We start from the raw sequence: 23144 nt of genomic DNA on the forward strand, positions 1-23144 counted from the left end.
TGGCCGCCGGCGACCTGCCGACGATCGACGCGAGCAGCGCCGGTTACTACCAGGAAACCCTCTTCGAAGCGCGGCAACTGGTAGACACCGTGCGCAATCTGCACGCCGACATCGGCCTGGCATTGATCCAGGCGTTCGCGCGCGGCTTGCTCGACATCCCTTACTGCCTGCACCCGGACAACCCCGGCCGCGCCACCACCCGCATCGACGACAAGGGCGCGCTGCGCTGGGGCAATACCGGCAGCCTGCCGTTGCCCCGCAGCAGCGGCTGGTCGCTGAATGGCCCCGGCGTCAGCTCCAGCGAACTGTTTCAGATGTTGCATTACACGGTGAATCGTTATGACCAACCCTTGCATTGATTTAAGCCTGGCGCCGTTGATTCTGGTCGACGCCTATTCCACCGGCGCGCTGTTGGCGCGCTCACTCGCCGGGCAACGCCGCTTGCTGCATGTACGCTCGCGCGCGCACATGCCCGATGCCTTTGCGGCGAGCTGCCCGAAAGAGCTGTTTGCCGAGGACTACAGCGTCGCCGACGCAGGCCTCGATGCACTGGTCGCGACACTCGCCGCGCAACAACCGGCGGCGGTGCTGACCGGCAGTGAATTCGGCGTCGAACTGGCCGATTTGCTGGCCGCGCGGCTGGGCCTGCCCGGCAACGATCCGGCCACCTCCGCCGCGCGTCGTGACAAATCGCTGATGGCCGAGCACGTGGCGCAGGCCGGCCTGCCCGTGGCGGCGCAACTGCGCACCCGATCGATGGCTGAGGCACTGGCCTGGTTCAAGGCACGCGGCGGCACCCGCGTGGTCGCCAAGCCGCTGGACAGCGCCGGTTCCGACAACGTGTTCATCTGCGACGATGCGCGGCAATTGCAGGCGGCCGTCGAGTCGATCCTCGGTGCGACCAACCTGATGATGCTCAACAACGAAGCCCTGCTGTTGCAGGAATACCTGAGCGGCGATGAATACGTGATCAACAGCGTCAGCCATCAGGGCGAGCACTGGATCACCGACGTCTGGAAATGCTCGAAAACCTTCGCCGCCGATGGCCGCAAAATCTACGACCGCGAAGACCTGGTGCCACCCGAAGCTGCGCAGCTGCCAGCACTGATCGAGTACGTGCAAGGCGTGCTCGACGCCTTGGGCATTGTGCACGGCCCGGCGCACACCGAACTGATTCTGACCGCCGACGGCCCGCGCCTGCTGGAAAGCGGCGCGCGGCTCTCCGGCCTGGCTTGCCCGCCCGCGCTGCAAGCCGCCACTGGCAACGATCAAGTGGCGCTGACGTGCCTGAGCTATCTGGACCCGTTGCGCCTGGCGCAATGGCCCAAGCGTTATCGGCTGCTGCAACACGCCAAGTGCCTGAACCTGATTGCCCATCGCCCGGGCCTGTTCGCGCAGGGCCAGGCACGCCAGCGCCTGGAAAGCCTGCCGAGTTTTCATAACGTCAGGTTTCGTTTCGCCGAGGGGGCAAGGATGGCCCCCACCATTGACCTGAACAGCTCCCCGGGCGCGGTGTTTTTGCTGCACCCGCTGCTCGAACGCATCGACGCCGATTACGCCGCGTGGCGTGGATGGGAAAGGGACTGGTTGTAACCACAGACACCCCTGACAACGGGGTTTAACAAGGAAGAGAGCCATGAGCCTGCATACCCGAACCAAACGACTGAGCGTTCCTCAACTGGTCGCGATGAAGGGGCAACAGAAAATTGTCTCCCTGACCGCGTACACAAGCCATATCGCCAAATTGATGGACCCCATCGTCGACTTCATCCTGGTGGGGGACTCCACCGCCATGGTCGGTTATGGCCGCACGTCGACCCTCGACATGAGCCTGGAGGAAATCATCGCGCACACCCGCGCCGTCGTCAGCAGCACACGGCTGGCCTGTGTGATCGCCGACATGCCGTTTGGCAGCTATCAGGAATCGCCCCAGCAGGCCTATCGCAATTGTGCGCAGGTAATGGCGCGCACTGGCTGCGACGCCATCAAGCTGGAGGGTGGCGCGGTGCTCGCCGACACGGTGGAGTTCCTGGTCAAACGTGGCATCCCGGTAATGGCGCATATCGGCCTGATGCCGCAGTACGTCAACGCCATGGGCGGCTTCAAGGCCCAAGGCATGAACGAGACGGCCGCGCTGGCGATTGAAGCCGATGCACGCGCGCACCTTGAAGCCGGTGCTTTCAGCCTGCTGCTTGAAGGGGTGGCCGAAGGGGTCGCACGCCGGGTCACCGACTTCTCGCCAATGCCGACCATTGGCATTGGCGCTTCACCGGCGTGCGACGGCCAAGTGCTGGTGACAGAGGACATGCTCGGGCTCGGTGGCGATCATGTGCCACGCTTCGTCAAACAGTACGCCGATGTCGGCGCGCTGATCACGCAGGCGTGCGAAGCGTTTGCTGCGGAAGTTCGCGACGGTACCTTCCCCGAGCCCAAGCACTGCTACGGCATCAATTGAACGTCAGGGCCTCAGCTTTCATCCTGAATGGCCTGAGTGAGCATCTTCAACGCCTGGGTAATGTCCTTGCTCCAGTCGATGGTGTAGCTCAGGCGCAGGTGATGCTGCCAGGCCCCTTGCTGGCTGAATATTTCGCCGGGAGCGATAACGATGCGTTTGGCCAACAGACGCTCGAACACCCGGCGCATGTTCACCGGCCGCGTCGCCTCGACCCAGAACGCGGCACCGCCCAGCGGCGCGACGATGCGCAACTGGCCTTCGGTGTGCTCGTGCAGCATGCCTTGCATGCGCTGCATGCGCCCGATCAACAGGCTGCGCAACATCTGCGTGTGCTGATCGATGCGCCGCGTGGTGAACAAGCGGGCAATCGCCTTCTGCCGAATCGGCGACAGGCGAAAGGCTCGCTCAAGAAAAAGACGATGCAGCTCGGGCCCCTGAAACCGGCTCAACACATAGCCATAAGGGGCTTCCGAGCCGATGATCTTGTCGAACGTCGAAAACACCACGAGGCGCTCGGGGTCGGCAAAATCACGATAACGGGTGGCGCCCGGCTCGAAACAGAACTCGCCGTAGCTGTCATTTTCAAACAGCCAGATACGCCGCTCGGCCAACCAGCGGCAGATCAGTTTTTTATCTTCGCCAGGCATCAGGCTGCCGTGGGGAATACTCACCGTCGACGACAACACGGCCAGGCTGATGGGCTCGCGCTGCAACAACAGTTGCAGCTGCGGCAAGTCGAAGCGGCCATCGTCGCCCAACGGCACTTCGATCACGCGGATCTTCGCCGCATGCAACTGGCGCAAAATCGCCCAGGAACACGGCGACTCCACCAGCGCCACGGTGCCTGTCAATTGCAGGGCTTCAAGGGACAATTCCAGCACACTGCGCAAATCGGAGCCGATATACACGTGTTCGGCACGCCAGTAGCAGCGCGTCGAACGGGTGTAGCGATCAGCCAGAACACTGCGCAGCTCGGTTTCGCCAAACGGTTGATAAAGCGGCGCATGGCTGCGTGGATATTGGCGCGTCAGCTCGCGCTCGGTCATCAGCAATGGATTTTCCAGCGACAACAACATGGCCGGGGCATCACTGCTCAGCGCCAGCATGCCGGGTTGCCGGGCACTGGCGAAAACGCTGTCGAGCAGGTTCGGCGAACCCTCGCTGACCAGTGCCGAAGGCATTGCCCGGGTGTAGTAACCGAGCTTCGGTCGGGCGTAGATCCGCCCCTGGTCTTCCAGGAGTGAATAGGCGTATTTGGTGGTGGACACCGACACGTTCAAACGCTGCGCCAGTTGACGCAGTGACGGCAGTTTCTGCTCTCCCTCGGGACTCGCGGCTTCGATCAGTTCGACGAGATAGCGGTAAACAGCCTGGTAGGCAAATGTCGAATCTTTACTTGGGTTCATGCTCAATCGCTTTAAATCCTGGTGCGTTAGGTACTGCGCTCGCCCCTCGAGGTCAAGACCACGGGGCAAACACTTGCACTCGGCCATCCATGCCAACGCTCGGACATCGTACAGATGCCAGTCGGTCTAAAAGCGTTTTCAGCAGTGGGCGTTTTCGATAGTCACACATGTGCCCGAAGATGATCGGCACGGCATTCTCCCCGGACCCGCGTCGAGTGCCGGACACATGGCATCTTCGACAGTCCCGGTGACCATTTCCAGCGTTCAGGGTTAACCCGTTTGCAAAGGGTAGCGTACACCCGCATCGGCGCGAGGAGAGGAACAGACCGTCAGCACGAGCCTGCGAATTGGGCCTGCAGCGCGAAGGGGGGGCGCTGGGATAGTGCTCGCTTTCAGCGGCCGACGCCAACCGTTAGCGCGCGCCCCGAACGGAGCGCGCGCTTTTTTCAGCGTGTCATCAGCGGTGATAACGCCGCACGGCACTGCTGTTGCGCAGGACATGGCCTTTGATTTTTTCCATCAGCTCGGCGCGGGTCAGGCCGGCGGGCAAGGCGTCCGGGGCCAGGTCCAGGGCGTAGATCTGAATGATGTAGTGGTGCGCACTGTCGCCTACCGGCGGGCAAGGCCCCATGTAATGCGTGTTGCCTTTGCTGTTGGTACCGCCGACGCCTTCCAACGCCGACTTGGCGCCGACACCTGCCGCAATCTGCCGGGTGTTGGCCTTGATGCCGTAGTGAATCCAGTGATCGACGCCCAGGCCTTTCTGCCCGTCCGGATCATGCATGACGATCGCGTAGCTCTGGGTCCCTGCGGGGCCGGCGTTCCAGCTCAGCGCCGGCGACTGGTTCTTGCCGCCGCAACCGGCGGCATCACTGGCAGCCGCCGAGGTGAACAAGCGGTTATCGGACACGCCAGGGATGCTCAGGGTGAAACGCTCCTGGGCCTGCGCCGGAAACTGCACGCAAAGGGTGACAGCGAGCGCCGCCAGCCATGGGTTGAGAGAGGTCAATCGGGTCATTCCGGGAGCACCTTGTGCAGTTGGGCCATCGTCGGCCTGCAAACTATAGCCGTACCGTTCGTGCCGTGGCAGTGGCAAATGGCTGAACCTCACACCGTGGCGCAAACTCGTAAGAGAAATGCCTGCGAGGAAGCCGAACATGTCCCTGCACCGAGTCGCCCGTGTCGCCGATGTTCCTGAAGACCGTGGTCTGCAAGTCGAAATCGCCGATTGCAAGATCGTCCTGCTGCGCACCGGCGGCCAATTGCGGGCGTTTCAGGGCGAATGCCCGCATGCCGGCGCGCCGCTGGCGGAGGGCGCGTTGTGCCACGGACGGCTGATCTGTCCATGGCATAAAGCGGCTTTTCGTGCGGAGGACGGCGCGCTGTGCGAACCGCCGGCCCTCGACAGCCTCAAGCGTTACCCGCTGGAGCTGCGTGGCGAGGAGGTCTGGGTCGACGACCAACCGCTGCCGGATCCGCACACACCGCCGGCGGACGACCCACGGACGTTCGTGATTGTCGGCGCCGGAGCGGCGGGCACCGCGTGCGCGGCAGCCCTGCGGGAGAAAGGGTTTGGCGGGCGCATCCTGATGATCGACCGCGAGCCCGCTGCCGGTTACGACCGCACGGTGCTGAGCAAATTTGTCCTCGCCGGAGAAATGTCGCCGCAGGAAACCCCAGCGCTGCGAGATGAAACTTTCTATAGCGAGCAACGTATCGAGCGCCAGCACGGTGAAGTCGTCTCACTCGACGCCACAGCAAAAACCCTGCATCTCGATGATGGCCAGACGTTGAGTTATGACGCCGCTGTGCTGGCCACGGGTGGCGAGCCCAATCCCTTGAAGCTGCCCGGCGCCGACCTGCCACAAGTGTTTTTACTGCGCTCAAAGGCCCAGGCCGAGCAGATCATGAAAGCGGCCAGCCCCGATCAGCGCGCGGTGATTATCGGCGACAGCTTTATTGCCCTCGAGTGCGCCTCGGCTCTGCGCCAACACGGTCTCGACGTCACGGTACTGGCGCGCCACGATATTCCTTTTGCGGCGCAATTCGGCGAGGCGGTGGGTAAAGCAATCCGCGCACTGCACGAAGGAAAAGGCGTGAAATTCATCACCGATCACCAAGCGACAGAGATCATCGGCGACGGCAAAGTAGAGGCCGTGCTGCTGGACAATGGCCTGCGGTTGTCGGCGGATCTGGTGTTGGCGGGGGTCGGCGTACACCCGGCCACGCAGGCGTTTGCGTCGCTGCCGAGGGAGGAAGACCAATCGTTGCGCGTCGATGACGGCATGCGTGTAAGCGAAGGTCTGTGGGCTATCGGCGACATCGCCACCTTCACGTTGAACGGCCTGCCGCAACGCATCGAACACTGGCGCCTGGCCCAGCAGCACGCGCGCATCGCCGCCGCGAACATGCTCGGCGGCGAGGAACATTATCTGGACGTGCCGTTTTTCTGGACCTGGCATTTCGGCAAGAACTACGACTACCTCGGTCATGCCGAACACTGGGATGAGGTCGAATTTCTCGGCGAGCCGGAGCACCCGCCGTTTATTGGGCTGTTCGGCAGAAACGGTGTGCTAGTCGCAGCAGTCGCCTGCGAAAAAGAACGCGCCATGGCTTTGCTCGCCGAACGCATGAAACAACCATTGCCGATGGAAGAAGCCCGAACACTGATCATCCCCCTGTAGGAGCTGCCGCAGGCTGCGATCTTTTGACGTTAAAGATCAAAAGATCGCAGCCTGCGGCAGCTCCTACAGGGGTTGGATTGTTCGTGCGGTTAGCGGGGCAGAGGCTCGCGGTTGTCGTCGTCTTCAGCATGCAGAAAGATCACGCGCGGATGCTCCAGCGGTGCCAACGGCGGTGGCAATTCCTGCTGCTGCACCGGCCAGAAATGCGTCACCACATGGCTGATGTCGCCTTCCTGATCGTTGTGAATGGTCATCACCCCGGGGCTGCGCAATTTCTGAAAGCGGTCATCGCAAAGCTTGAAGCTCTTGCTCAGCCCTTCATCGTCGATCACCGGCGACGGCAACCGGCGCTGGGCGAAGCTGCGACTTTTGCGCTGCTGATAACGCGCCCAACTGATAAGAATCACCGCGTTGACCAACGCCACCCACAGGTAAATCTGCAAGGTACCCAGCGCATCGAACGCCGAGTTGTCGATGCGCGGCCCGCCCGCGTGCGTTTCGATCAACGGCCATAAGCCGCGAATCAGCAGAAACAACAGGCCAACCCAGGCAATGACCGTAAGGATCACGTCGACCACAACCAGGAAGGGCCGCTGGCGAGTCCGGATGATTTTCATTTGATGACCTCCTCTTCGTCGTCGCCAATCGGTTTGATGCCCCGGTCAGGGCTGACCCAACGCGCACGTTTCTGATGTTGGCCGAACAGTACTTTCGGGAAGCTGACCAGCGTGGTCAGCAGGCTGATGAGCCAGAACACCAACGGATACCAGACCACCCAGAACATGGTCTTGCCCAGCCCCGGCTCATAGCGCCGGTCGATGATGATGCTGACCGCGAACTGCACCAGGCAGACAAACGCCAACAGCAAACCGGTAAACGCCGGCGGCATCAGGTGATCCACCGCAATCGCTTCCGGCATGACCACGAATTTGCCCACGCCCCAGAAAATCACCGACAGCAGGAAGGTGAACGCCCAACCGGTCGACAGGCAGTATTCGAACAACAGCGGCCACAGGTAACGATGGCGGTACTGCCAGATGCCGCGAATGTTCTTGAACAGTACTTCGGCGCCACCCTGGGCCCAGCGCAGACGCTGCTTCCACAGGCCGCCGAGGGTTTCCGGCATGAGAATCCAGCACAGCGCGCGCGGCTCGTAGAAGATGCTCCAGTGATCGAGTTGCAGCTTCCAGCTGATGTCGATGTCTTCGGTGATCATGTCCGGGCTCCAGTAACCGACCCGGTTCAGTGCGGTACGGCGGAACGCGACGATCACCCCGGACACGGTGAAGATCCGCCCGAACACCCGCTGCGTGCGCTTGATCAGGCCGATGATCGAGGAGAACTCGCCGACCTGTACCCGCCCGACCAGCGTCGAACGTGTACGAATCCGTGGGTTGCCGGTCACCGCGCCAAGGCGCGCGTTATCCAGCATCGGTGCGACCAGATACGCCGCCGTGTTCGGCGCCAGCAACGCGTCGCCGTCGATGCACACCAGATATTCGCTGCGCGCGGCAATCGCACCCATGCGCAGGGCCACCGCCTTGCCCTGGTTTTCCGCCAGATGCAGCACTCGCAACCGAGGGTCTTCTTTGGCCAGTGCGTCGAGCACTTGTGCGGTGTTGTCCTTGGAGCCGTCGTTGATCGCGATGACTTCGATATTCGGGTAATGCTGGGCCAGCGCCGCGTGAATCGTATCGGCGGCGTTATCACCCTCGTTGTAGCAAGGGATCAGGATCGAAATCAGCGGCTCGCCTTCCAGCGGCGGCGGCAAGGTATCGTCCTTCCACGGCCAGTGCCGCTCCCAGTGCAGCCAGAAATACAGGCCACCGGCAATCCACAACCCGGACATGAACAACGGGTAGAAGAACACGAAGTCCATCAGGAACTGCCCGGTCACCAGGAAGATCAGCCCCAGCGGAACGCCGAGGACAATCGCCAGAACAAGCAGGGCTAACAGTCTATCCAGCATGTTATGGATTCCATTTGTTGGAGAGCGCAGGCCTTACGGTTTTCAGGTCCGGCAGGTTGTCGAGGAAGTTGTCCGGGTAGTAACCGAAACTGGTCGCGCCCTGACGCTTGAGACGGCCCATCCAGTCGGCCAGATGCGCACCGTCGATGTCGGCTTGATCCTTTTTCGTCCAGTCACGTGCCTGCAATTCGAACACCGTGCGGTCCAGTGCACCGGGGCGTTTCTTGACCGTGGCCACCAAGGCTTCGAGCCACGGGCCGGACTCTGCCTGGGTCTGTTTCTCCATCAGCGGCATGGCCATCGGCGCCGTCCAGTCGTAGGTCGCGAGGAAGTCGTCGAGGTTCTGCGCAAACCACGCTTCACTCTGCGGATTGAGGATCGGCTCGGCGAAAATGTTGCGTGCGGTCAGCACCTGCGGACCACGAATCGCGCGGACTTTGGCAGTCAGTTCGTTGGTGAAATCGATGAGGTATTTGCTCTTGAAGCGCGTCCAGCGCTGCATCGCGGCAGGATCGTCGCGCAGGGCGGCGATTGAGCCGGGCAAGCCCTGGGCGGCGTAGGTTTTCAAGGCTTCAGGGCTGGCGTCCTCGAAATCCGAGAGCACCGCATCATCGTGGTAAAGAATGCCGTCGACCGAGGTCAGGCGCGCGACGTCTTCGTAGATTTCGCCAATGATCCGCCGTACTTCCGGATCGAACGGCGACAGGCGTTTGTACTGGTCCGGGTCGACCGACGTGGTGCCGGTTTTCGGGTCCCAACGGGTGACGCGCGGCAGCTTCGAATCGAGACCGAAACTCAGCACCGGCATCCACGCGAAGACTTTCACGTGGGCACGGGTGCGCAGTTGCCAGGCGACCCGGTCGAAAATATCGGCGCGCACCGGCAAGTGGCGGTTGGGGAAGTACAGCGAATGCACCAGGCCGTCGCCCTGCGGATCGGCGAAGGCCTGCAGGAACACCGTGTTGGCGCCCATGTCAGCCATGCGCTGCACAAGCTTGCCGAGGTTGATGTCCTGTTGCGCCGGGTCCGGGTCGTAGACATTGTCCAGATCGACATGCACCACGCGCATGGTGAAATCCGACTGCACCCCGACGACACTGTTGGCGAAATGTTCGCCGTCAGGATCGGAAGCGACGAGGAAGCGCGGGCTGCTCATCAGGTTGTCGAGGGCATCGAGGCCGTCGTCCAGCGTCAGGGCCATTTCGTAGCCCTGTTCGCCGACCACGGTCAGCGAAGTACCGTCCGCCGTGCCGTAAGGCCAGACCCAGACACGCGGTTTCTTGCCGGTGACCTTGCGGATTTTCTCCGAGATGTTGTTCACGTCAGTGCGAATACGCGCCTGGAAATCGGCCTCGGATTCATAGCGTTTAGTCACGGGATCGTAGCGCCGTGTCGCGGCGGCAGGCTGCATGTTGCCTTGCGGGTTGGCCAGAATCCCTTTGTGATTGGCGTCGGTGTGCGCGGCAATTTCCACCAGACCCGATTGCGAGATTTCACGCACCTGATCCCAGGTCAGGAAGTCGGAACGCGCACGCGGCGCACCGGCAAAATCCACCGGTTGATTGAGCGGTGTGTCGATCCAGCTGCCGACCGGCGCCAGCAGCGCATGCCAGTTGTAGGCGCGCAGCACTGGCAGCACGCGGGTGTAAAAACTCGAATAGCCGTCGTCGAAGCTGAGCAGAATCGCTTTCGCCGGCAGCTCCGGGCCGCCCTTGCGCGCGGCCATGATCTGGTCGACCGTGACCGGCTTGTAGCCGTTTTCGCGCAGCCAGGCGAGTTGCTCGATCATGCGTTCGGTGCGCACCGCCACCACGGCCTGATCGGGGTCGCGGTCTTCGATATCGTGATAGGCAATGCCGAGCACATGATTTTTCGGCCACGGTTTTTCACTGGCCGCCAGCGGACGCTCGGACGGCGGCGCGAAGGCCGGAGCTTGCTGGGCGCAGGCGCTGATCAGCAGCACTCCCAGCAGAAGGATGAAACGCGAAATCAAAGGCATCTTCAAACTCTTCTAGAAGCGGAAAGTGAGGTCGACGAGCAGACGCAGATCGGTCTCCCGATCACCGTCGTAGGGCCGGTTGATCACACTGAACAAACCGCCCACCTCGAACACGTCGTTCCAGGCATAGCGTTGCCCATAACCGAGCAGGGCCATGCCGCCGGTGCCGTGATCACGCTGGCTGTACGTCCCCGCGCCGGCCTGGAATTGCTGACTCCAGGAAGTTTCGTAGCGGTGGTAGAGCACGTGATTGACGTTGACCAGCGGCATCACGCTGAAGTCGGATTTGGGGTTGAAGTACGGCACGTCATCAGACTTGGAGTTGTGGCTGGTGCCGACCTCCAGACCGGCGTCGACCTGCACGTTCGGCGCGCTGTAAACGCCTTCGCGGCCAGTGAGCAAAGCTTCGACGCGGTTGTTGCCGTCACTGAAATGCGACGGGCTCACCGCCAGACGCCACTCGCGGCTTTCGTTGGCGCGCCAGCGAATGAAACCGCTGCCACCATTGGCCTTAATGTCGCTGTTGAGCGCGCGCAGCGGTGTTTCAGCCGAGAGGTATTCAAGGCTGCCGCCGTACTGCCAGTGGTCGTTGATGTCGCGGGCGATCGCCAGACGCGCGCCCTGTTTGTCGCCGTAGCCGTAATCGTGATTGGAGACTTCGGCTTCGAGGGTCATGTCGCGGGTGCGCCGCTCCAGGCCGACACGCTGGAAGCGATGGTTGCCGGTGCCTTCGGCAAAGTCGCCGGTGGCGTATCCGACGCCGGCAAACACGCGCCAGTCGTCATCGATTGGCGGGCTGTATAGCGTGCTTTGAATGCCGAAATCGCGGCTGCCGCTGACCGCCCCGGCACCGCTGCTGCCGCCACCGTTGGCCTTGCCGCCGTAAGCTTCGACGCGCAGCTCGGACATGTCATGGACTTCGCGCTCACGCGCCAGACGCTGCACTTGGCGGTTGTCCGGGTAACGCGCGACGACGTCGTCGGTCAGCGCATCCATTTGCCGCCATTCCTGTAACTCCATGGCCGTGTGCGCCTGGCCAATTTCCAGACCCATGTCGCGCGGCACGATGCTCTCGGTTTCCTTGAGCTGCATTTCTGCGCGGCGCGGCCAGTTGCGGGCCAGGTACAAATCGGCCTGGGCCAGGCGCAAGCCGATATTGCCCGGGGCCTGATCGACCAGAGTCTGCAAGCGCTCTTCACCGTGCGGTAAATCGGAACCGTAGGTGCCGGCCTGTGCCGCCAGTTGCTGGGCGTCCATCCATTCATCGTTGGGGTTGCCGATCGGCAAGCCCTTGAGTTCGATGCGCGGACGCTGCGACTTGGCGGCGTCTTCCGCCACTTTACGTGCCTCGTCGGCGCGGTCGCTTTCCAGCAACGCGTAATACAGCGCGGTGGTGTCTTCGAGGCGGTCGCCGACATCGGCGTCCGGTGCAGCCAGCACTTGGCGATAGAGGTCGGTGGCGATTTCCGGTTCGCGCTGATCCAGATAAGACGCCGCCACCCAACGCAAGGCATAGGTCGGAATCTTCACGCCTTCGGCTTGCAGCTTCTGGTACTCCGTGATGACGTCGGCGGTGCGCGCGCGGGCCTTGAGTGCACCCATGCGGTCGATGCGCCAGCGGGTGACGTCGTCATGCGCGGTCGCGTCCGGTGTCCAGGTGGCGAGCAGTTTGTCGTAGTCGGCCAGCGCGCGGTCGGCGATGACGTAGCGTTCTTTTTCACTGCGGGTAGCGAGTTCGGCGAGGCGCACGCGTTCGGCGGCCAGGTCGCCTTCGAGGCGGCGCAGCGTGACCGGATCAATCAGCCCCGGGCGTTGATTGGCCAGGCGCAGTGCTGGCTCCGGGAGTCGCGCTTTTTGCAAAGCGACCACGTATTCGCGGGCGACTTCCGGTTTGCTGCCGGCGCGTTTGAAGGCCTGATCGTATTCGAACAGCGCGTCGTATTGCTTGCCCGCGCGGGTCAGTGCATAGCCCAGCGCGAGGCGACGGGAAGGATCATCGGGTTTGGCTGCGACCAGCGCCTTGGCGCGGGTCACCGCTTCGTCGGGCTTGCCGGCATCCGCCTGCGTCAGGGCCAGGCCCAGTTGCAGGTCGGCGTTGTCCGGTTCCAGCGCCAGGGCCTTGTTGTAGACCTGGGTCGCCTGATCCCAGCGCTTGAGGTTGCGATAGGCGTGCGCCGTGGCAGTCAGCGCCTGCACCGGCAAGACGCGATCGCGACCCTGGGTTTCATAGACCTGCACCACTTCGGCGTCGAGCCCGGCCCAACTGGCGATTTGCAGGTGATCGCTGATCTGCCCGGTGGTCGACTGGCCCGGCGGCACCTGACGCAGCACCGTCAGCGCAGGCGTGGTTTGCCCGGCACGGGCGTCGCGCACCATCTGATCGTAGGGTGTGTCGGCAAACGCCAGCGCCGGCCAGAGCAACTGGCTGCACAGCGCAACACGGAACAAAGGGCGTAAACCACGATGCAATACAGGAACATCAATACGCGGCATTCGTCAGCATCCTTACATGGCCAGCCGGGTCGCAATGCCCTCCTTGCCCATTCGTAACGGTGGCCGCCAGTGCACATCCAACGGCCAAGCTTAGTCAGGCAGTCTTGCACGCAAGCGTAGACCAGAATTCAGAACACAATAATTGTTCAGAATCGTCACGACGGTTGCGCCGCAACAGCCAAAACCCGAACGCCAGACAGCAAAACGCCCGGCGTCTGTTCAACACAGAGGCCGGGCGTTGCTATTAAGAGCGCAGGATTACTGCACTTGCGTGACGCCGGCGAACTTGCTCATCAGGAAGCCGACGAACTGCTCGACGGTCATCTTCTGGCCGTTGAATTCGACCTGATTGGCGGCGTAATGCAGTTTGGTCACGACGTTGCTGCCGTCGACCACGGCCAACTGCGAACCGACTGCCATACCGGCGAACATGTCCGCCGCTTCCTTGGACTGATCGACGATGGCTTTGGCGTCAGTCTGGCCATCCAGTTGCGCCTGCACGCTGAGCAAATCGACCAGCATCGGCTTGGACACCTGAATATTCAGATCAAGCAATGCGATCAGCTGTTTGCCCAACTGATCCGGCGGCAAGTCCATCGATTGCGGCTTGGTCAGGTCGATGACCAGATTGGCCTTGCTCTCGCCGTTGGCGGTGTTGAACGAGAGGTTTTCCAGCGCGAACTGTGGGCCGGCAGCCAGCAGTTTTTGCAGATCGGCTTTGACCTGGGCGTTTTCAGCTTCGGTCAGGTTCAGCTCCGGAGCCGGCAAGCCTTGAGCTGCAGCCTCGGCGGCAGCTTTTTCGTACGGCTGCAGTTTGGTCTGGTAGATCTGCATCAGCGACATCGTCGACGGGATGTCGAGGTTTTTCAGGCTCATGGCCATGTTCGCCGAACCGATTTTCTTGTCGTTGAGCGACACTTCGCCAACTTTGTAGTCCGCGCGGCCGGAGGCATTGCTGCCGTTTTCTTCGGTGAGGTTCTTCATTTCGAAGTTCTTCACGCCGAGCACCGATTGTTTGGTGCCGAAGGTGGTTTTGCTGTTGGTCAGCACCAGGGTGTTTTCCCCGGTGTAATAGCCGTAGCTGCTCTTGGCGAGATTGCTGGCCAGGGTCAGACCGTTGAGTTCAACCTGCACCGGCGCCTGATCTTCGGCCACAGTGACCAGTTTCAGGTTGTCCATGTAACCGTCCGCCTTGACCTTCTGCGCCTGGGCGCTGGCGGAGATGTTCATGGTCAGGCCGGAGAATTTCAGGCTCGATTGCTCATCCAGCGCGGTTTCGAACGGCAGCAGATCAAGGGTGCTGGTGGTGGATTCATCGTAGCCAATGTTGGTCACGCCTTTGAGCGGCGAGGCGCCTTTGGTCGCGGCGAACCACTTCTCGGTGGCGGCGTTCTTTTCCAGCTCGTAGTTGCTGGTGGCCATGACCGGCAGCCATTTCAGCGAAACCAGACGCGAGAACGGCAGCGGGCCGTGTTCGATGTGGTCGACGAACAGCAATTCGAGCGGCTTGTCGCCAAACATCTCGCCTTCACCTTTGAGGCGATAGTGCGCGGTGCTGGTGAAGGTGTGGCGTTCCAGCGACACCAGTTCCAACGACGCGCTGCCGTTGGAGCCGGCCATGGCGGTCTGCAGCTCTTTGTTGGCGTTGCTGACGGCGTTGTTCAACACGCCTTCGATCTTGGTCCCGGTGTACCAGGCCCCGCCTGCGCTGATCGCGCCGATGGCAACAACAATTCCGAGAAGCACGCCTGCTGATTTATTCATGAATGACCTGATCGATTTCCGTGGCTGTGAGTGTGGTCGTCTTCCCTGAACCCGTGACCGGGTCGCGGCTCGACTGCGCTGAATTCAGCGATGGAGATTAGCACCGGGCGCGCAAGACGGCCCAACGTTTAAAGGTGAAAGAGTGTCTATGGGGAGAATGGACAACCGACAGGCAGTGAGAGTTTCGCAGTTAGCAAAACTGCCATCGCTGGCAAGCCAGCTCCCACAGGGATCTTCAGCGAACACAAAATTTGTGCACACCACGTCAACCTGTGGGAGCTGGCTTGCCAGCGATGAGGCCAGATGATTCAGCCGAGAATCAGGAATACTGAACCTCGATTTCATCCAGCTGATGATCAAAGCTTTTCAGTCGCGCGGTCCAGGTGTAGACCAGCACTTCGAAATCCCGATCAATCACCGCCCCACCCGGCCCATCAGCGCGCGGGTCGCAGAAATCCAGCTGATAACGCTCACGGGCCATGGCCGTGGCGACATCCGACAATTCGCGGGCGTTGTTCAACCAATGCCAGCCCTCGCCATCAATCTGCTTGTCGAGTTCCAGGCACTGCTTTTTCAGCGCTTCGAGACTTTTCTCCAGCGGTGTACCGGTGAGTTCGCCCATGACTTCGGCGAACGTTCGTCCCGGCTGCCAGTAGCTGCCCCAGAAATACCGGTCGAACACGGTTTCGACCCGACGCAGGGCGACTTTGGTGTCCCAGATCAGCACCAGGGTCTTGCCCTGTTCAAGCTGCCGTTTCTTGACGCGCTGAACCTGGATCGACGCCCAGGCCACCACGACGATCGCCATGACCGCGATCAGCGCGACGGTGCTGTCGAGAAAGATCATGGCCTTGTCGATCTGGTGGGCCAGCATGATGCCGTAGAAATAGGTGGCCGAGAGCAGCACCAGCGCTGCGAGGGCGCACCAGAAGCCGAGAGCGTAAGGGTTTTTCATTATTGGTTTCCCCTAGACCAGCGCTAGCAATGTGCGCTGGAAGGGTGCTTTGCACGGGGCGCCCTTCCAACACTTCAAAGCATAGCTATGGCCTCAGGGTTTGCTCGGGCTTGGAGCGTGCGTTCGTCCGCTTTCCCAACCGCCGCCGAGGGCGAGGAACAAATCGATCTGGCTCATCGCAACCTGGGTGTTGGCAGCGGCCAGTTGCGCGGTGACATCGGTGTAGGTGCGAGTCGCTTGCAGATCCGCCAGGAACGACTCGCGGCCGGCCTGGAAGAAGCGGTGCGTCTGGTCTGCCGCCAGTTTCGCCGACTGCTCGGCATCGGCCAGCGCGTCGCGGCGTTGCAGCAGCGCACTGTACTGGGCGAGGCCGGTCTGGGTTTCGCGAATGGCATTGAGCACCACGCCGTCGAAGTGCGCCAGCGCGCCTTGGGTGGTCGCTTCAGCTTCACGAATGCGCGCACGGGCGCCGTTGGTCGGCACTTTCCAGCTCAGCGACGGGCCGAAACCCCAGCGATTGGTCGACGGATCACCGAGGTCGTCGATGATGCCGACGGTGCCGATGGTCGCACCGATGCTGATGTCCGGGTACAACTCGCCAGTGGCGACGCCGATCCCGGCAGTTGCAGCGGCCAGACGCCGTTCAGCCTGACGAATGTCCGGACGACGCTTGAGCAGCGCCGCGCCATCACCGACCGGCACCAGTTGGGCGATCTTCGGCAGCTCGGCGCACGTCGCAGTGCCAGCCGGCAATTGATCGACCGGTTTCGCCAGCAGCATCGACAGACGGAACAACCCGGCCTGACGCGCCGCTTCATAGCGCGGCATGTCGGCGCGCAGGGATTTGAATTGGGTTTGCGAACGGGTGACCTGGGTTTCATCGCCACGCCCGGCGTCGCGCAGACGCTGAATCAGCGTGGTGCCTTGCGATTGCAGGTCGAGGGAATGCTGAGCAATTTCGCGTTCTTCGTTGGCCGCGCAGACTTGCGTATAAGCGCGAACCACGTCCGCGACCAAGGTGATGCGTGCGGTATCGGCGGCGGCTTGGGTGGCATCGGCGTTGGCTTTGGCGCCTTCAATGCCGCGCTGCAAGGTGCCCCACAGATCGAATTGGTATGAGGCGCTGATGCCGATGTCGCCGATATTGGCCACCGGGACTTTTTCCGGCAGCAAAAACGCCTGTCCGGATTCCTGCAAACGCTCGGCGCCCATTTTCACGCCAGCACTCCAGCCACCAGCGGCCTCGGCTTCGTCGACTTGGGCGCGAGCGCGCTGCAAGTTGGCAGCAGCAACGCGCAGATCGGTGTTGGAGGCCATCGCCTGCTGCACTAGTTGATCGAGGCGCGGGTCTTTATAGAGCCGCCACCAGTCCGCCGGCACCGGTGCCGATACGACGGGTTTACCGGCCACGGCCAGTTCGCCCTGAAAATCCTTGCGCTGAACCGCCGAACTCTCAGGCACGTGATAGTCCGGCCCGACCATCTGACACGCCGACAGCATCATGCCCATCCCGGCGATCATCAGGGCCCTGCTCATTGCGCGGGCTCCTGCTTTTTATCGTCGACTTTCAAGTCTTCGATGATGGATACCGTGGCAGTGCGCCCGGCGATCATGCGGAAATCTTCCGGCACGTCATCAAAGGCAATCCGCACCGGAATCCGCTGCGCCAGCCGCACCCAACTGAACGCCGGGTTGACGTTGGGCAGCAGGTTGCTGCCGCTGGTGCGGTCGCGGTCTTCGATACCGGCGACGATGCTTTCGACATGCCCGCGCAGTTTGGCGCGATCGCCGATCACGCGAATGTCCACCGACTGGCCGACATGAATGCCGTCGAGTTTGGTCTCTTCGAAATAGCCATCGATGTGGAACGAGTTGCTGTCGACCACCGACAACACCGGACGCCCGGCAGTGACGAATTCCTGCGGACGCGGCGCGCGGTCGTTGACGTAGCCGTCGACCGGGCTGCGAATCACAGAGCGATCAAGGTTGAGCTGGGCGCTGTCCACGGTGACCATGGCTTCGGCCAGTGCTGATTGCGCACGGGCGACCTTCGATTGGCTTTCTTCCAGTTGCTCGGCCGGCACCAGATTACCGAGGCCACGGTTACGCTTGGCTTCTCGCTGGGCTTGAGCCAAGGTTTCTTCGCGATCAGCGACAGTTGCTTTGGCCTGACGCAACGCCAGCTTGAAGCGATCCTGATCGATGCTGAACAGCACCTGACCGCGCTTGATCAACTGGTTGTCCTTCACGCCAACCTGCTGGATCAGCCCGGACACGTCCGGGGCGATCTGGATGATGTCGGCGCGAATGTGGCCGTCACGGGTCCACGGCGCGAACATGTAATACATCACCATGCGCCAGACGAGGACAACGGCAAAAGTCACGATCAGCAGGGTCAGTACCACGCGACCGATGGTCAAAAACGGTTTTTTCATGTCATCAGGTATCGACTGAGTGAGTCCACGCCGTACAGAAGTACCGCGTAGAGCGCCACGTTGAACAATGCCCGGTGCCAGACCAGACGGTAAAAGTGCACGCGCGTCAGCACGGCATGCACCAACAAAAACAGCACATAAGTGATGCCCATCAACACCAGCAAGGTCGGCAGGAAAATGCCGCTGATGTCCAGATCACCGATCATAGGGGCGCTCCATCGGGCAGCGGTTCTTCGGGCTCGGCGCTGGAAACGAATTCGACGCCGGGCAGCAACGCCAGACGCAAACCGCTCAAGGCGTGCAACAGGTTCAGACGGGTTTCATCGTCGCCGTGGCCATTGAGCGCACGGCGGGTGCGATCCAGGGTCATCAGCAGAGGGGCCGGCGCCGGCAAGCGTTCGCCGGCCTTGAGGCAAGCGCGGAAATACTCACCGACTTCACTGACCACTTGCTGCAACAAAGCGTTCGGTGCGCCGGTGACCCGTGGGGTGTAGGCGAGCAAATCGAGCAGGTTCAGACCGACGCGTACTTCGCGCATGGCGATGCCGGTGTCCTGGCCGGTCAGGGCCAGACGCGGCAGGTGCTGCATCAGCCGATCGAGCAACTGCACGCCCAGTTTGCGGTGCTCGGCGAGGTTGGCCGGCTCGGTCATGTGCACGATGTCTTTCCAGCTGAAACGGGTCAGGCGTTTCGCTGCCAATTCGGCACCAAACGGGCGCGCCACCAGCGTCCAGATAAACGCGAACAGCAGACCGATCGGCCCCGCCAGGTTGGAGTTCACGAAGGCGAAAAAGTCCGCATCGTAAGCGCCCTGAATACTGATGAACGACGAGGTGTTGACCAGCGTCAGCAGCATGCCGAGGTAGAAACGCGGCTGCACGGTCAGGGTGCCAACGCAGATAAACGGGATGGAAAACGCCAGCACCAGCATCGGGAAATCGTGCAGGTTGGGCAGAATCAAAAACAGATAAAGGCTGGCGAACAGTACCGACATGCCGGTCCAGAAAAAGAACCGGTAAATCTGCGGCGCCGGGTCGTCCATCGAGGCGAAGAAACTGCACGCCACCGCCGCCAGAATCACCGCGCTGCCGCCGTCCGGCCAGCCGAGCAGAATCCACAGCACCGAGGCGGTGATGATCGCCAGAATCGTCGAGGCGACCGAGTAGAGCATCAGCCCACGATCAATGAACGGGGTCAACCGACCCAGGCGCCAGTGGCGATACACCGCGCGCCAGCTGTCCTGGCGCTCGCAGAGAATGGCGTCCTGCAGGCTGCGGCAGTCCTGCCACAGATCGATGAATTCACCGAGCCGGTAGATCGAGTTGGAGAACAGCAGTTGCCGGCGATCTTCCAGCGCTTCAGCGCTCGGTTGCAGGGCTTCGAGCTGATCTTTCAGCGCTTGCCAGCGGTCGAGATCGGCGTCCTGGCGAGCGAGCCATTCGCGGGTTGCGGCCAGCAGCGGTTCGAATTTTTCCACCAGTTCCGGCGTGCGTCGTTCGAGGGCGTAGAGCGAATCTTCCAGCGCATCGATCACCGGTAATAGATGAATCATGCGCCCGCGCAATTCTTTGGTGTTGCGCACGGTTTGCGGTCGCGAGCCTTCGTGGGGCAACTGACCGATCATCAATTCGAGGCTGTTGAAGTTGGCGACCATGGCCATGCGCAGCGCGGTGACTTCTTCGGGTTGCACGTCGCGACTGAGGAATTTCAGGCTGTAGGTGGTTGCGTCGGCGAACCACTTGCTCACGGCGTCGTTGAACACCGGCGCCAAGCGTCGCGGCCAGAACATCGCACCGACCACGGCGGCAACAGCAATGCCGAGGAAAATTTCCTCAGTACGCGCCTCGGCCACGTCCCACACCGCCAGCGGGTTATCCACCACCGGCAAGGCAATCAGCGGCAAGGTGTAACCGGCGAGCATCAATGCGTAGCTGTTGGCGGTGCGCAAATGCAGGGACATGAACAACAGAATCCCCGTCCATAGCGCGATCACCACCACCAGCACATACGGGCTCTGCACGAACATCGGCACGAAAAATACCGCCGCTGCCGCACCGAGAAAGGTGCCGATCGCACGGTATAACGCTTTCGAGCTGGTCGGGCCGAGGAACGGGCTGGAGACGATGTACACCGTCGCCATCGCCCAATACGGACGCGGCATCTGCATGAGCAAGGCGATGTACAGCGCGATCATCGACGCTGCAAAAGTCCGCACCCCGTAGAACCAGTCCCGGGCCGGCGGAATGCCGGAGAAAAAACCGTTCAAGAATTAACCACCAATGGCGGGTTGGCCGCCTCAAAAGCTCTGAGTACCCGAAGCGTAGCTTCCAGATCGCTCTGGTCGATGCCCTCAAGCACTTCATGACGCAGACGCACCAGTTCGATCTCCACCGCTTGCACCAGTTCACGACCGGTGTCGGTCAGGCTCAAGCACTTGGCGCGGCGATCGTGGGCATCTTCGGTACGGCAGACGTAACCCGAATGACACAACTGATCGAGCAGACGCACCAGCGACGGACTCTCCATCCCGGCCGCCTGCGCCACCTGCACCTGCCGCACACCCTCGCCCAAACGGCCGATCATCAAGAGCGGCACGGCGCAGGCTTCGGAGATTCCATAGTTGACCAGCGTGGTCTGGCAGATCTTCCGCCAATGCCTGGCGGCCACCACCATGGCACTGCTGATGTTCATCTGGAGAGCGTCGAGGGAATCGGGCACGGGAAAATGCACACTGTTAGTTTGCTAACTATCAATATCGCATTGGAGGGGAATTTCAGTCAAGTTTTGAAACAAATTGCCTATTCGGGCGGAGAAAATCTCTCCGAAAGTCATTCAGCGCTTTTTAGCATTCTCATAAACGCTACTGCGCTCCCGTTTGCCGACCGCAACAACGGAAACGACTACGCGTTCGTCGATCACTTGATAAACCAAGCGATAGCCGCAAGCCTTCAATTTTATTTTGTAACAATCCGGCATCCCATGCAGCGCATCGGCAGGCACTCTAGGCAGATTCAGCCGTTCGCCCAGCTTCTTTTTGAATTGCTCTCGTAGTGTGTGACCCAACTTGTTCCATTCTTTGTAAGCAGATGGCAGAAATTCGAGCTTATAGGTCATCCAGGCTTACCGAAATTGGCGTCTCGTGGCTGCGGGCGCGAACGACTTCAGCAAGCTCCAGATCATCAAGCCGCTCCATCATTGCTTCGTACACATCCGCTGGAACCATGTAGCCCATAACGCGATTGTGGTTGAGAACCGCCACTGCTCCACCATGCGCGCCGTTCAGCACGGCAGAAGGGTTTTTCTTTAACTCGGAAACACTGACAGCCATATCGGCGAGAACACTTTGCATAATAAAAGACCTCAATTGAGGTCGTGATTTTGGTCTATTTTTTGAACTGCAACAACCATGGTTCTGAGTTGAATGACCAGAGGTCACCGGTCTTAGCCCTGTCTTCCCTTGCGCAACAACACATTCAACTGATCCACCACCTCTGCCCAATCGGCATCCTCCAGAATCTCATCGCGTAAAAACTGCGACTGGCTCTCCGTCCAGAAAAACGCATCGGCCAAGTGCAGCTCGGGTTTAAGCGGGGAATGGGTGGCGATGAATTGGTCGATGCTGACCGGGTCGTTGTCCAGGCCGAGTTGTTTGAAGAGAGATGGGAGGCTGTGGGTTGGTTGTTCCATTGCTGAGCTCCTTCAAAAATGGGGTGTATGGAAGATTAATCGCGAGCAGGCTCACTCCTACAGGTGCAATGCAATCCCATTGTAGGAGTGAGCCTGCTCGCGATGAGGTCAGCGAGACCACTGCAAATCCTAATGACTCAACTCCCGCACCTCGGCATGCGGCACCATTTTCAGAAACTCCGGCATGCTCATGTGCAGCAAGTAGTTGTGATTGCCCGCCTCCAGATAAATATCCTTCTGCCGAGTCAGCAGCGGGTCGATGACCATGTCCAGCCCGTAGGAATCACCCAATGGCGGCACCGCGCCGCGTTCGCAGTCGTCGAAGATGTGCGCCAGATTGCTTTCGCGGGTCAGTTGCCATTCGCCGCTGTTGCGCACCTTGCTCAGATCCAGATGACGGCTGGCCGGCAGCACGGCCATCAGGTAATGCCCGTGGTGGTCGTCGAGGATGATCGATTTGGCCACGCGCTCGGCGGGCACTCCGGCGACCCGTGCGGTTTCCAGGCTGCTGGATGAATGCCGGTGAGCGACGACGTCATATTCGCAATGCGCCCGGGTCAGGCTGCTTTGCACCTTTCTTGCCATTCGCATGATGCACCTCGGTGTCGCGCGGAAGGTGGTTGCTGTGTTTTGAGTCTAGTTCGGCGGGCCGCTGGCGACGGGAAATCCGCTCACTGGACACATCCGCACATTGATCAAAATTCATCCAGACCAACCCTGAACTAGACTGAAAGAACCCGCCACTGACGCTCATGGAGAGTCACGTGAACAGCCGATGTTGTGTCTTTGCCTTGCTCCTGCTGAGCAGCGCGTCCGCTTTCGCCGCCGAGAGCTCGTTGCCAGCGATGAGCCCGGTCGGCCTATGGCTGATCACCCTCGGCATCGTGTTTCTGATCGCTGAAGCCGCGCTGCCCAATTACGGCGTGATCGGCCTGGGCGGGATCATCATGTTCGTCATCGGCGCGCTGATTCTGAGCAACGCCGAATTGCCAGTGCCGCTGATGATCGGCCTCGGCCTGATCAGCGCGCTGCTGTTGATTGCACTGGTGATCCGAGCCCTGAAAACCCGCCCGCGCCAAGCCGTCAGCGGTGATGCCGGCCTGCTCGGCAGCGTCACCGCGATCACCACCGTGCAACCGGGCGATGCGCGCAATGGCTGGATTCAACTGCAAGGCGAACGCTGGCAAGTGCTCAGCGCCACCCCTTTGCACACCGGACAAACGGTGCGCGTGGTGGCTCGCAAGGGATTGTTGCTGCAAGTGGCCGCGGCTGACGCGGCGCCGCTCGGAGAGTGATC

Annotated in this window: 21 protein-coding genes and 1 pseudogene; 5 read left to right on the forward strand and 17 right to left on the reverse strand. The window is 61.2% G+C overall.

Annotated features, from left to right (window positions below; genetic code table 11):
* The 3 genes and pseudogenes from PMI37_RS09510 to panB form a co-directional block, all read left to right on the forward strand.
* Window positions 1-359: pseudogene (locus PMI37_RS09510) on the forward strand (methylaspartate mutase); the annotation flags it as partial.
* On the forward strand, window positions 340-1593 hold the full coding sequence (locus PMI37_RS09515; protein WP_008080288.1) for an ATP-grasp domain-containing protein: 1254 nt from the start codon (window positions 340-342) through the stop codon (window positions 1591-1593). The pseudogene PMI37_RS09510 and the gene PMI37_RS09515, both read left to right, overlap by 20 nt.
* Window positions 1594-1636: 43 nt before the next feature.
* Window positions 1637-2455 (forward strand): 3-methyl-2-oxobutanoate hydroxymethyltransferase, encoded by an 819-nt coding sequence (gene panB, locus PMI37_RS09520; protein WP_008080290.1) that lies wholly within the window; start codon window positions 1637-1639, stop codon window positions 2453-2455.
* Between the two features lie 11 nt (window positions 2456-2466).
* On the opposite strand, the gene PMI37_RS09525 is transcribed toward panB, so the two are convergent.
* The gene (locus PMI37_RS09525) at window positions 2467-3861 is read right to left on the reverse strand and encodes an aminotransferase-like domain-containing protein (RefSeq protein WP_045123082.1); all 1395 of its coding nucleotides are present in this window, start codon (window positions 3859-3861) and stop codon (window positions 2467-2469) included.
* Window positions 3862-4318: 457 nt separating this feature from the next.
* Window positions 4319-4879 carry a YbhB/YbcL family Raf kinase inhibitor-like protein gene (locus tag PMI37_RS09530; RefSeq protein ID WP_008080293.1) on the reverse strand — a complete coding sequence of 187 codons (561 nt, stop codon included), beginning with the start codon at window positions 4877-4879 and terminating at the stop codon, window positions 4319-4321.
* A 139-nt stretch (window positions 4880-5018) separates the two neighbouring features.
* Here PMI37_RS09530 and PMI37_RS09535 point away from each other — a divergent pair, with 139 nt between their 5' ends.
* Window positions 5019-6545 (forward strand): FAD-dependent oxidoreductase, encoded by a 1527-nt coding sequence (locus PMI37_RS09535; RefSeq protein WP_008080294.1) that lies wholly within the window; start codon window positions 5019-5021, stop codon window positions 6543-6545.
* Window positions 6546-6634: 89 nt separating this feature from the next.
* Here the strand turns inward: PMI37_RS09535 and pgaD are convergent, their stop codons facing one another.
* The 15 genes from pgaD to PMI37_RS09610 form a co-directional block, all read right to left on the reverse strand.
* The gene (gene pgaD, locus PMI37_RS09540) at window positions 6635-7162 is read right to left on the reverse strand and encodes a poly-beta-1,6-N-acetyl-D-glucosamine biosynthesis protein PgaD (protein ID WP_008080295.1); all 528 of its coding nucleotides are present in this window, start codon (window positions 7160-7162) and stop codon (window positions 6635-6637) included.
* Window positions 7159-8514 carry a poly-beta-1,6-N-acetyl-D-glucosamine synthase gene (pgaC, locus tag PMI37_RS09545; protein WP_008080296.1) on the reverse strand — a complete coding sequence of 452 codons (1356 nt, stop codon included), beginning with the start codon at window positions 8512-8514 and terminating at the stop codon, window positions 7159-7161. Before pgaC ends, pgaD begins: the two co-directional genes overlap by 4 nt.
* Window position 8515: 1 nt before the next feature.
* Window positions 8516-10513, reverse strand: a complete 1998-nt coding sequence (pgaB, locus tag PMI37_RS09550) for a poly-beta-1,6-N-acetyl-D-glucosamine N-deacetylase PgaB (RefSeq protein ID WP_008080297.1) — start codon at window positions 10511-10513, stop codon at window positions 8516-8518.
* Between the two features lie 12 nt (window positions 10514-10525).
* Window positions 10526-13006, reverse strand: a complete 2481-nt coding sequence (gene pgaA / locus PMI37_RS09555; protein WP_008080298.1) for a poly-beta-1,6 N-acetyl-D-glucosamine export porin PgaA — start codon at window positions 13004-13006, stop codon at window positions 10526-10528.
* Window positions 13007-13264: 258 nt separating this feature from the next.
* Window positions 13265-14770, reverse strand: a complete 1506-nt coding sequence (locus PMI37_RS09560) for a YdgA family protein (protein WP_008080299.1) — start codon at window positions 14768-14770, stop codon at window positions 13265-13267.
* Between the two features lie 319 nt (window positions 14771-15089).
* Entirely contained in the window at window positions 15090-15725 is a 636-nt protein-coding gene (locus PMI37_RS09565; protein WP_008080300.1) for a hypothetical protein, read from the reverse strand.
* A 93-nt stretch (window positions 15726-15818) separates the two neighbouring features.
* Window positions 15819-17261: an efflux transporter outer membrane subunit gene (locus PMI37_RS09570; protein WP_008080301.1), complete on the reverse strand. Its 1443-nt coding sequence runs from the start codon at window positions 17259-17261 to the stop codon at window positions 15819-15821.
* Complete coding sequence (locus PMI37_RS09575; RefSeq protein WP_008080303.1) at window positions 17258-18160, reverse strand: efflux RND transporter periplasmic adaptor subunit; 903 nt, start codon at window positions 18158-18160, stop codon at window positions 17258-17260. The genes PMI37_RS09570 and PMI37_RS09575 overlap by 4 nt, the downstream gene beginning before the upstream one ends.
* Window positions 18157-18366, reverse strand: coding sequence for a DUF1656 domain-containing protein (locus PMI37_RS09580; RefSeq protein WP_007917703.1), 210 nt, complete (start codon window positions 18364-18366; stop codon window positions 18157-18159). The genes PMI37_RS09575 and PMI37_RS09580 overlap by 4 nt, the downstream gene beginning before the upstream one ends.
* Window positions 18363-20426, reverse strand: a complete 2064-nt coding sequence (locus PMI37_RS09585) for an FUSC family protein (protein WP_008080305.1) — start codon at window positions 20424-20426, stop codon at window positions 18363-18365. Before PMI37_RS09585 ends, PMI37_RS09580 begins: the two co-directional genes overlap by 4 nt.
* Complete coding sequence (locus tag PMI37_RS09590) at window positions 20423-20851, reverse strand: MarR family winged helix-turn-helix transcriptional regulator (protein WP_008080307.1); 429 nt, start codon at window positions 20849-20851, stop codon at window positions 20423-20425. Before PMI37_RS09590 ends, PMI37_RS09585 begins: the two co-directional genes overlap by 4 nt.
* Before the next feature lie 141 nt (window positions 20852-20992).
* The gene (locus tag PMI37_RS31210; RefSeq protein WP_008080308.1) at window positions 20993-21274 is read right to left on the reverse strand and encodes a type II toxin-antitoxin system RelE family toxin; all 282 of its coding nucleotides are present in this window, start codon (window positions 21272-21274) and stop codon (window positions 20993-20995) included.
* Window positions 21264-21509, reverse strand: coding sequence for a type II toxin-antitoxin system Phd/YefM family antitoxin (locus tag PMI37_RS09600; protein ID WP_008080310.1), 246 nt, complete (start codon window positions 21507-21509; stop codon window positions 21264-21266). The genes PMI37_RS31210 and PMI37_RS09600 overlap by 11 nt, the downstream gene beginning before the upstream one ends.
* Window positions 21510-21601: 92 nt before the next feature.
* Window positions 21602-21847: a DUF2789 domain-containing protein gene (locus tag PMI37_RS09605; protein ID WP_008080312.1), complete on the reverse strand. Its 246-nt coding sequence runs from the start codon at window positions 21845-21847 to the stop codon at window positions 21602-21604.
* Window positions 21848-21976: 129 nt separating this feature from the next.
* Entirely contained in the window at window positions 21977-22438 is a 462-nt protein-coding gene (locus tag PMI37_RS09610; RefSeq protein WP_008080313.1) for an aminoacyl-tRNA deacylase, read from the reverse strand.
* Between the two features lie 173 nt (window positions 22439-22611).
* On the opposite strand from PMI37_RS09610, the gene PMI37_RS09615 reads away from it, so the two are divergent.
* A complete protein-coding gene (locus tag PMI37_RS09615; protein ID WP_008080315.1) occupies window positions 22612-23142 on the forward strand; it encodes an NfeD family protein in 531 nt (176 codons plus the stop codon).
* The last annotated feature ends 2 nt before the right edge of the window (window positions 23143-23144 follow it).

Source organism: Pseudomonas sp. GM80, assembly GCF_000282515.1.
In the GTDB taxonomy this organism is placed as follows: domain Bacteria; phylum Pseudomonadota; class Gammaproteobacteria; order Pseudomonadales; family Pseudomonadaceae; genus Aquipseudomonas.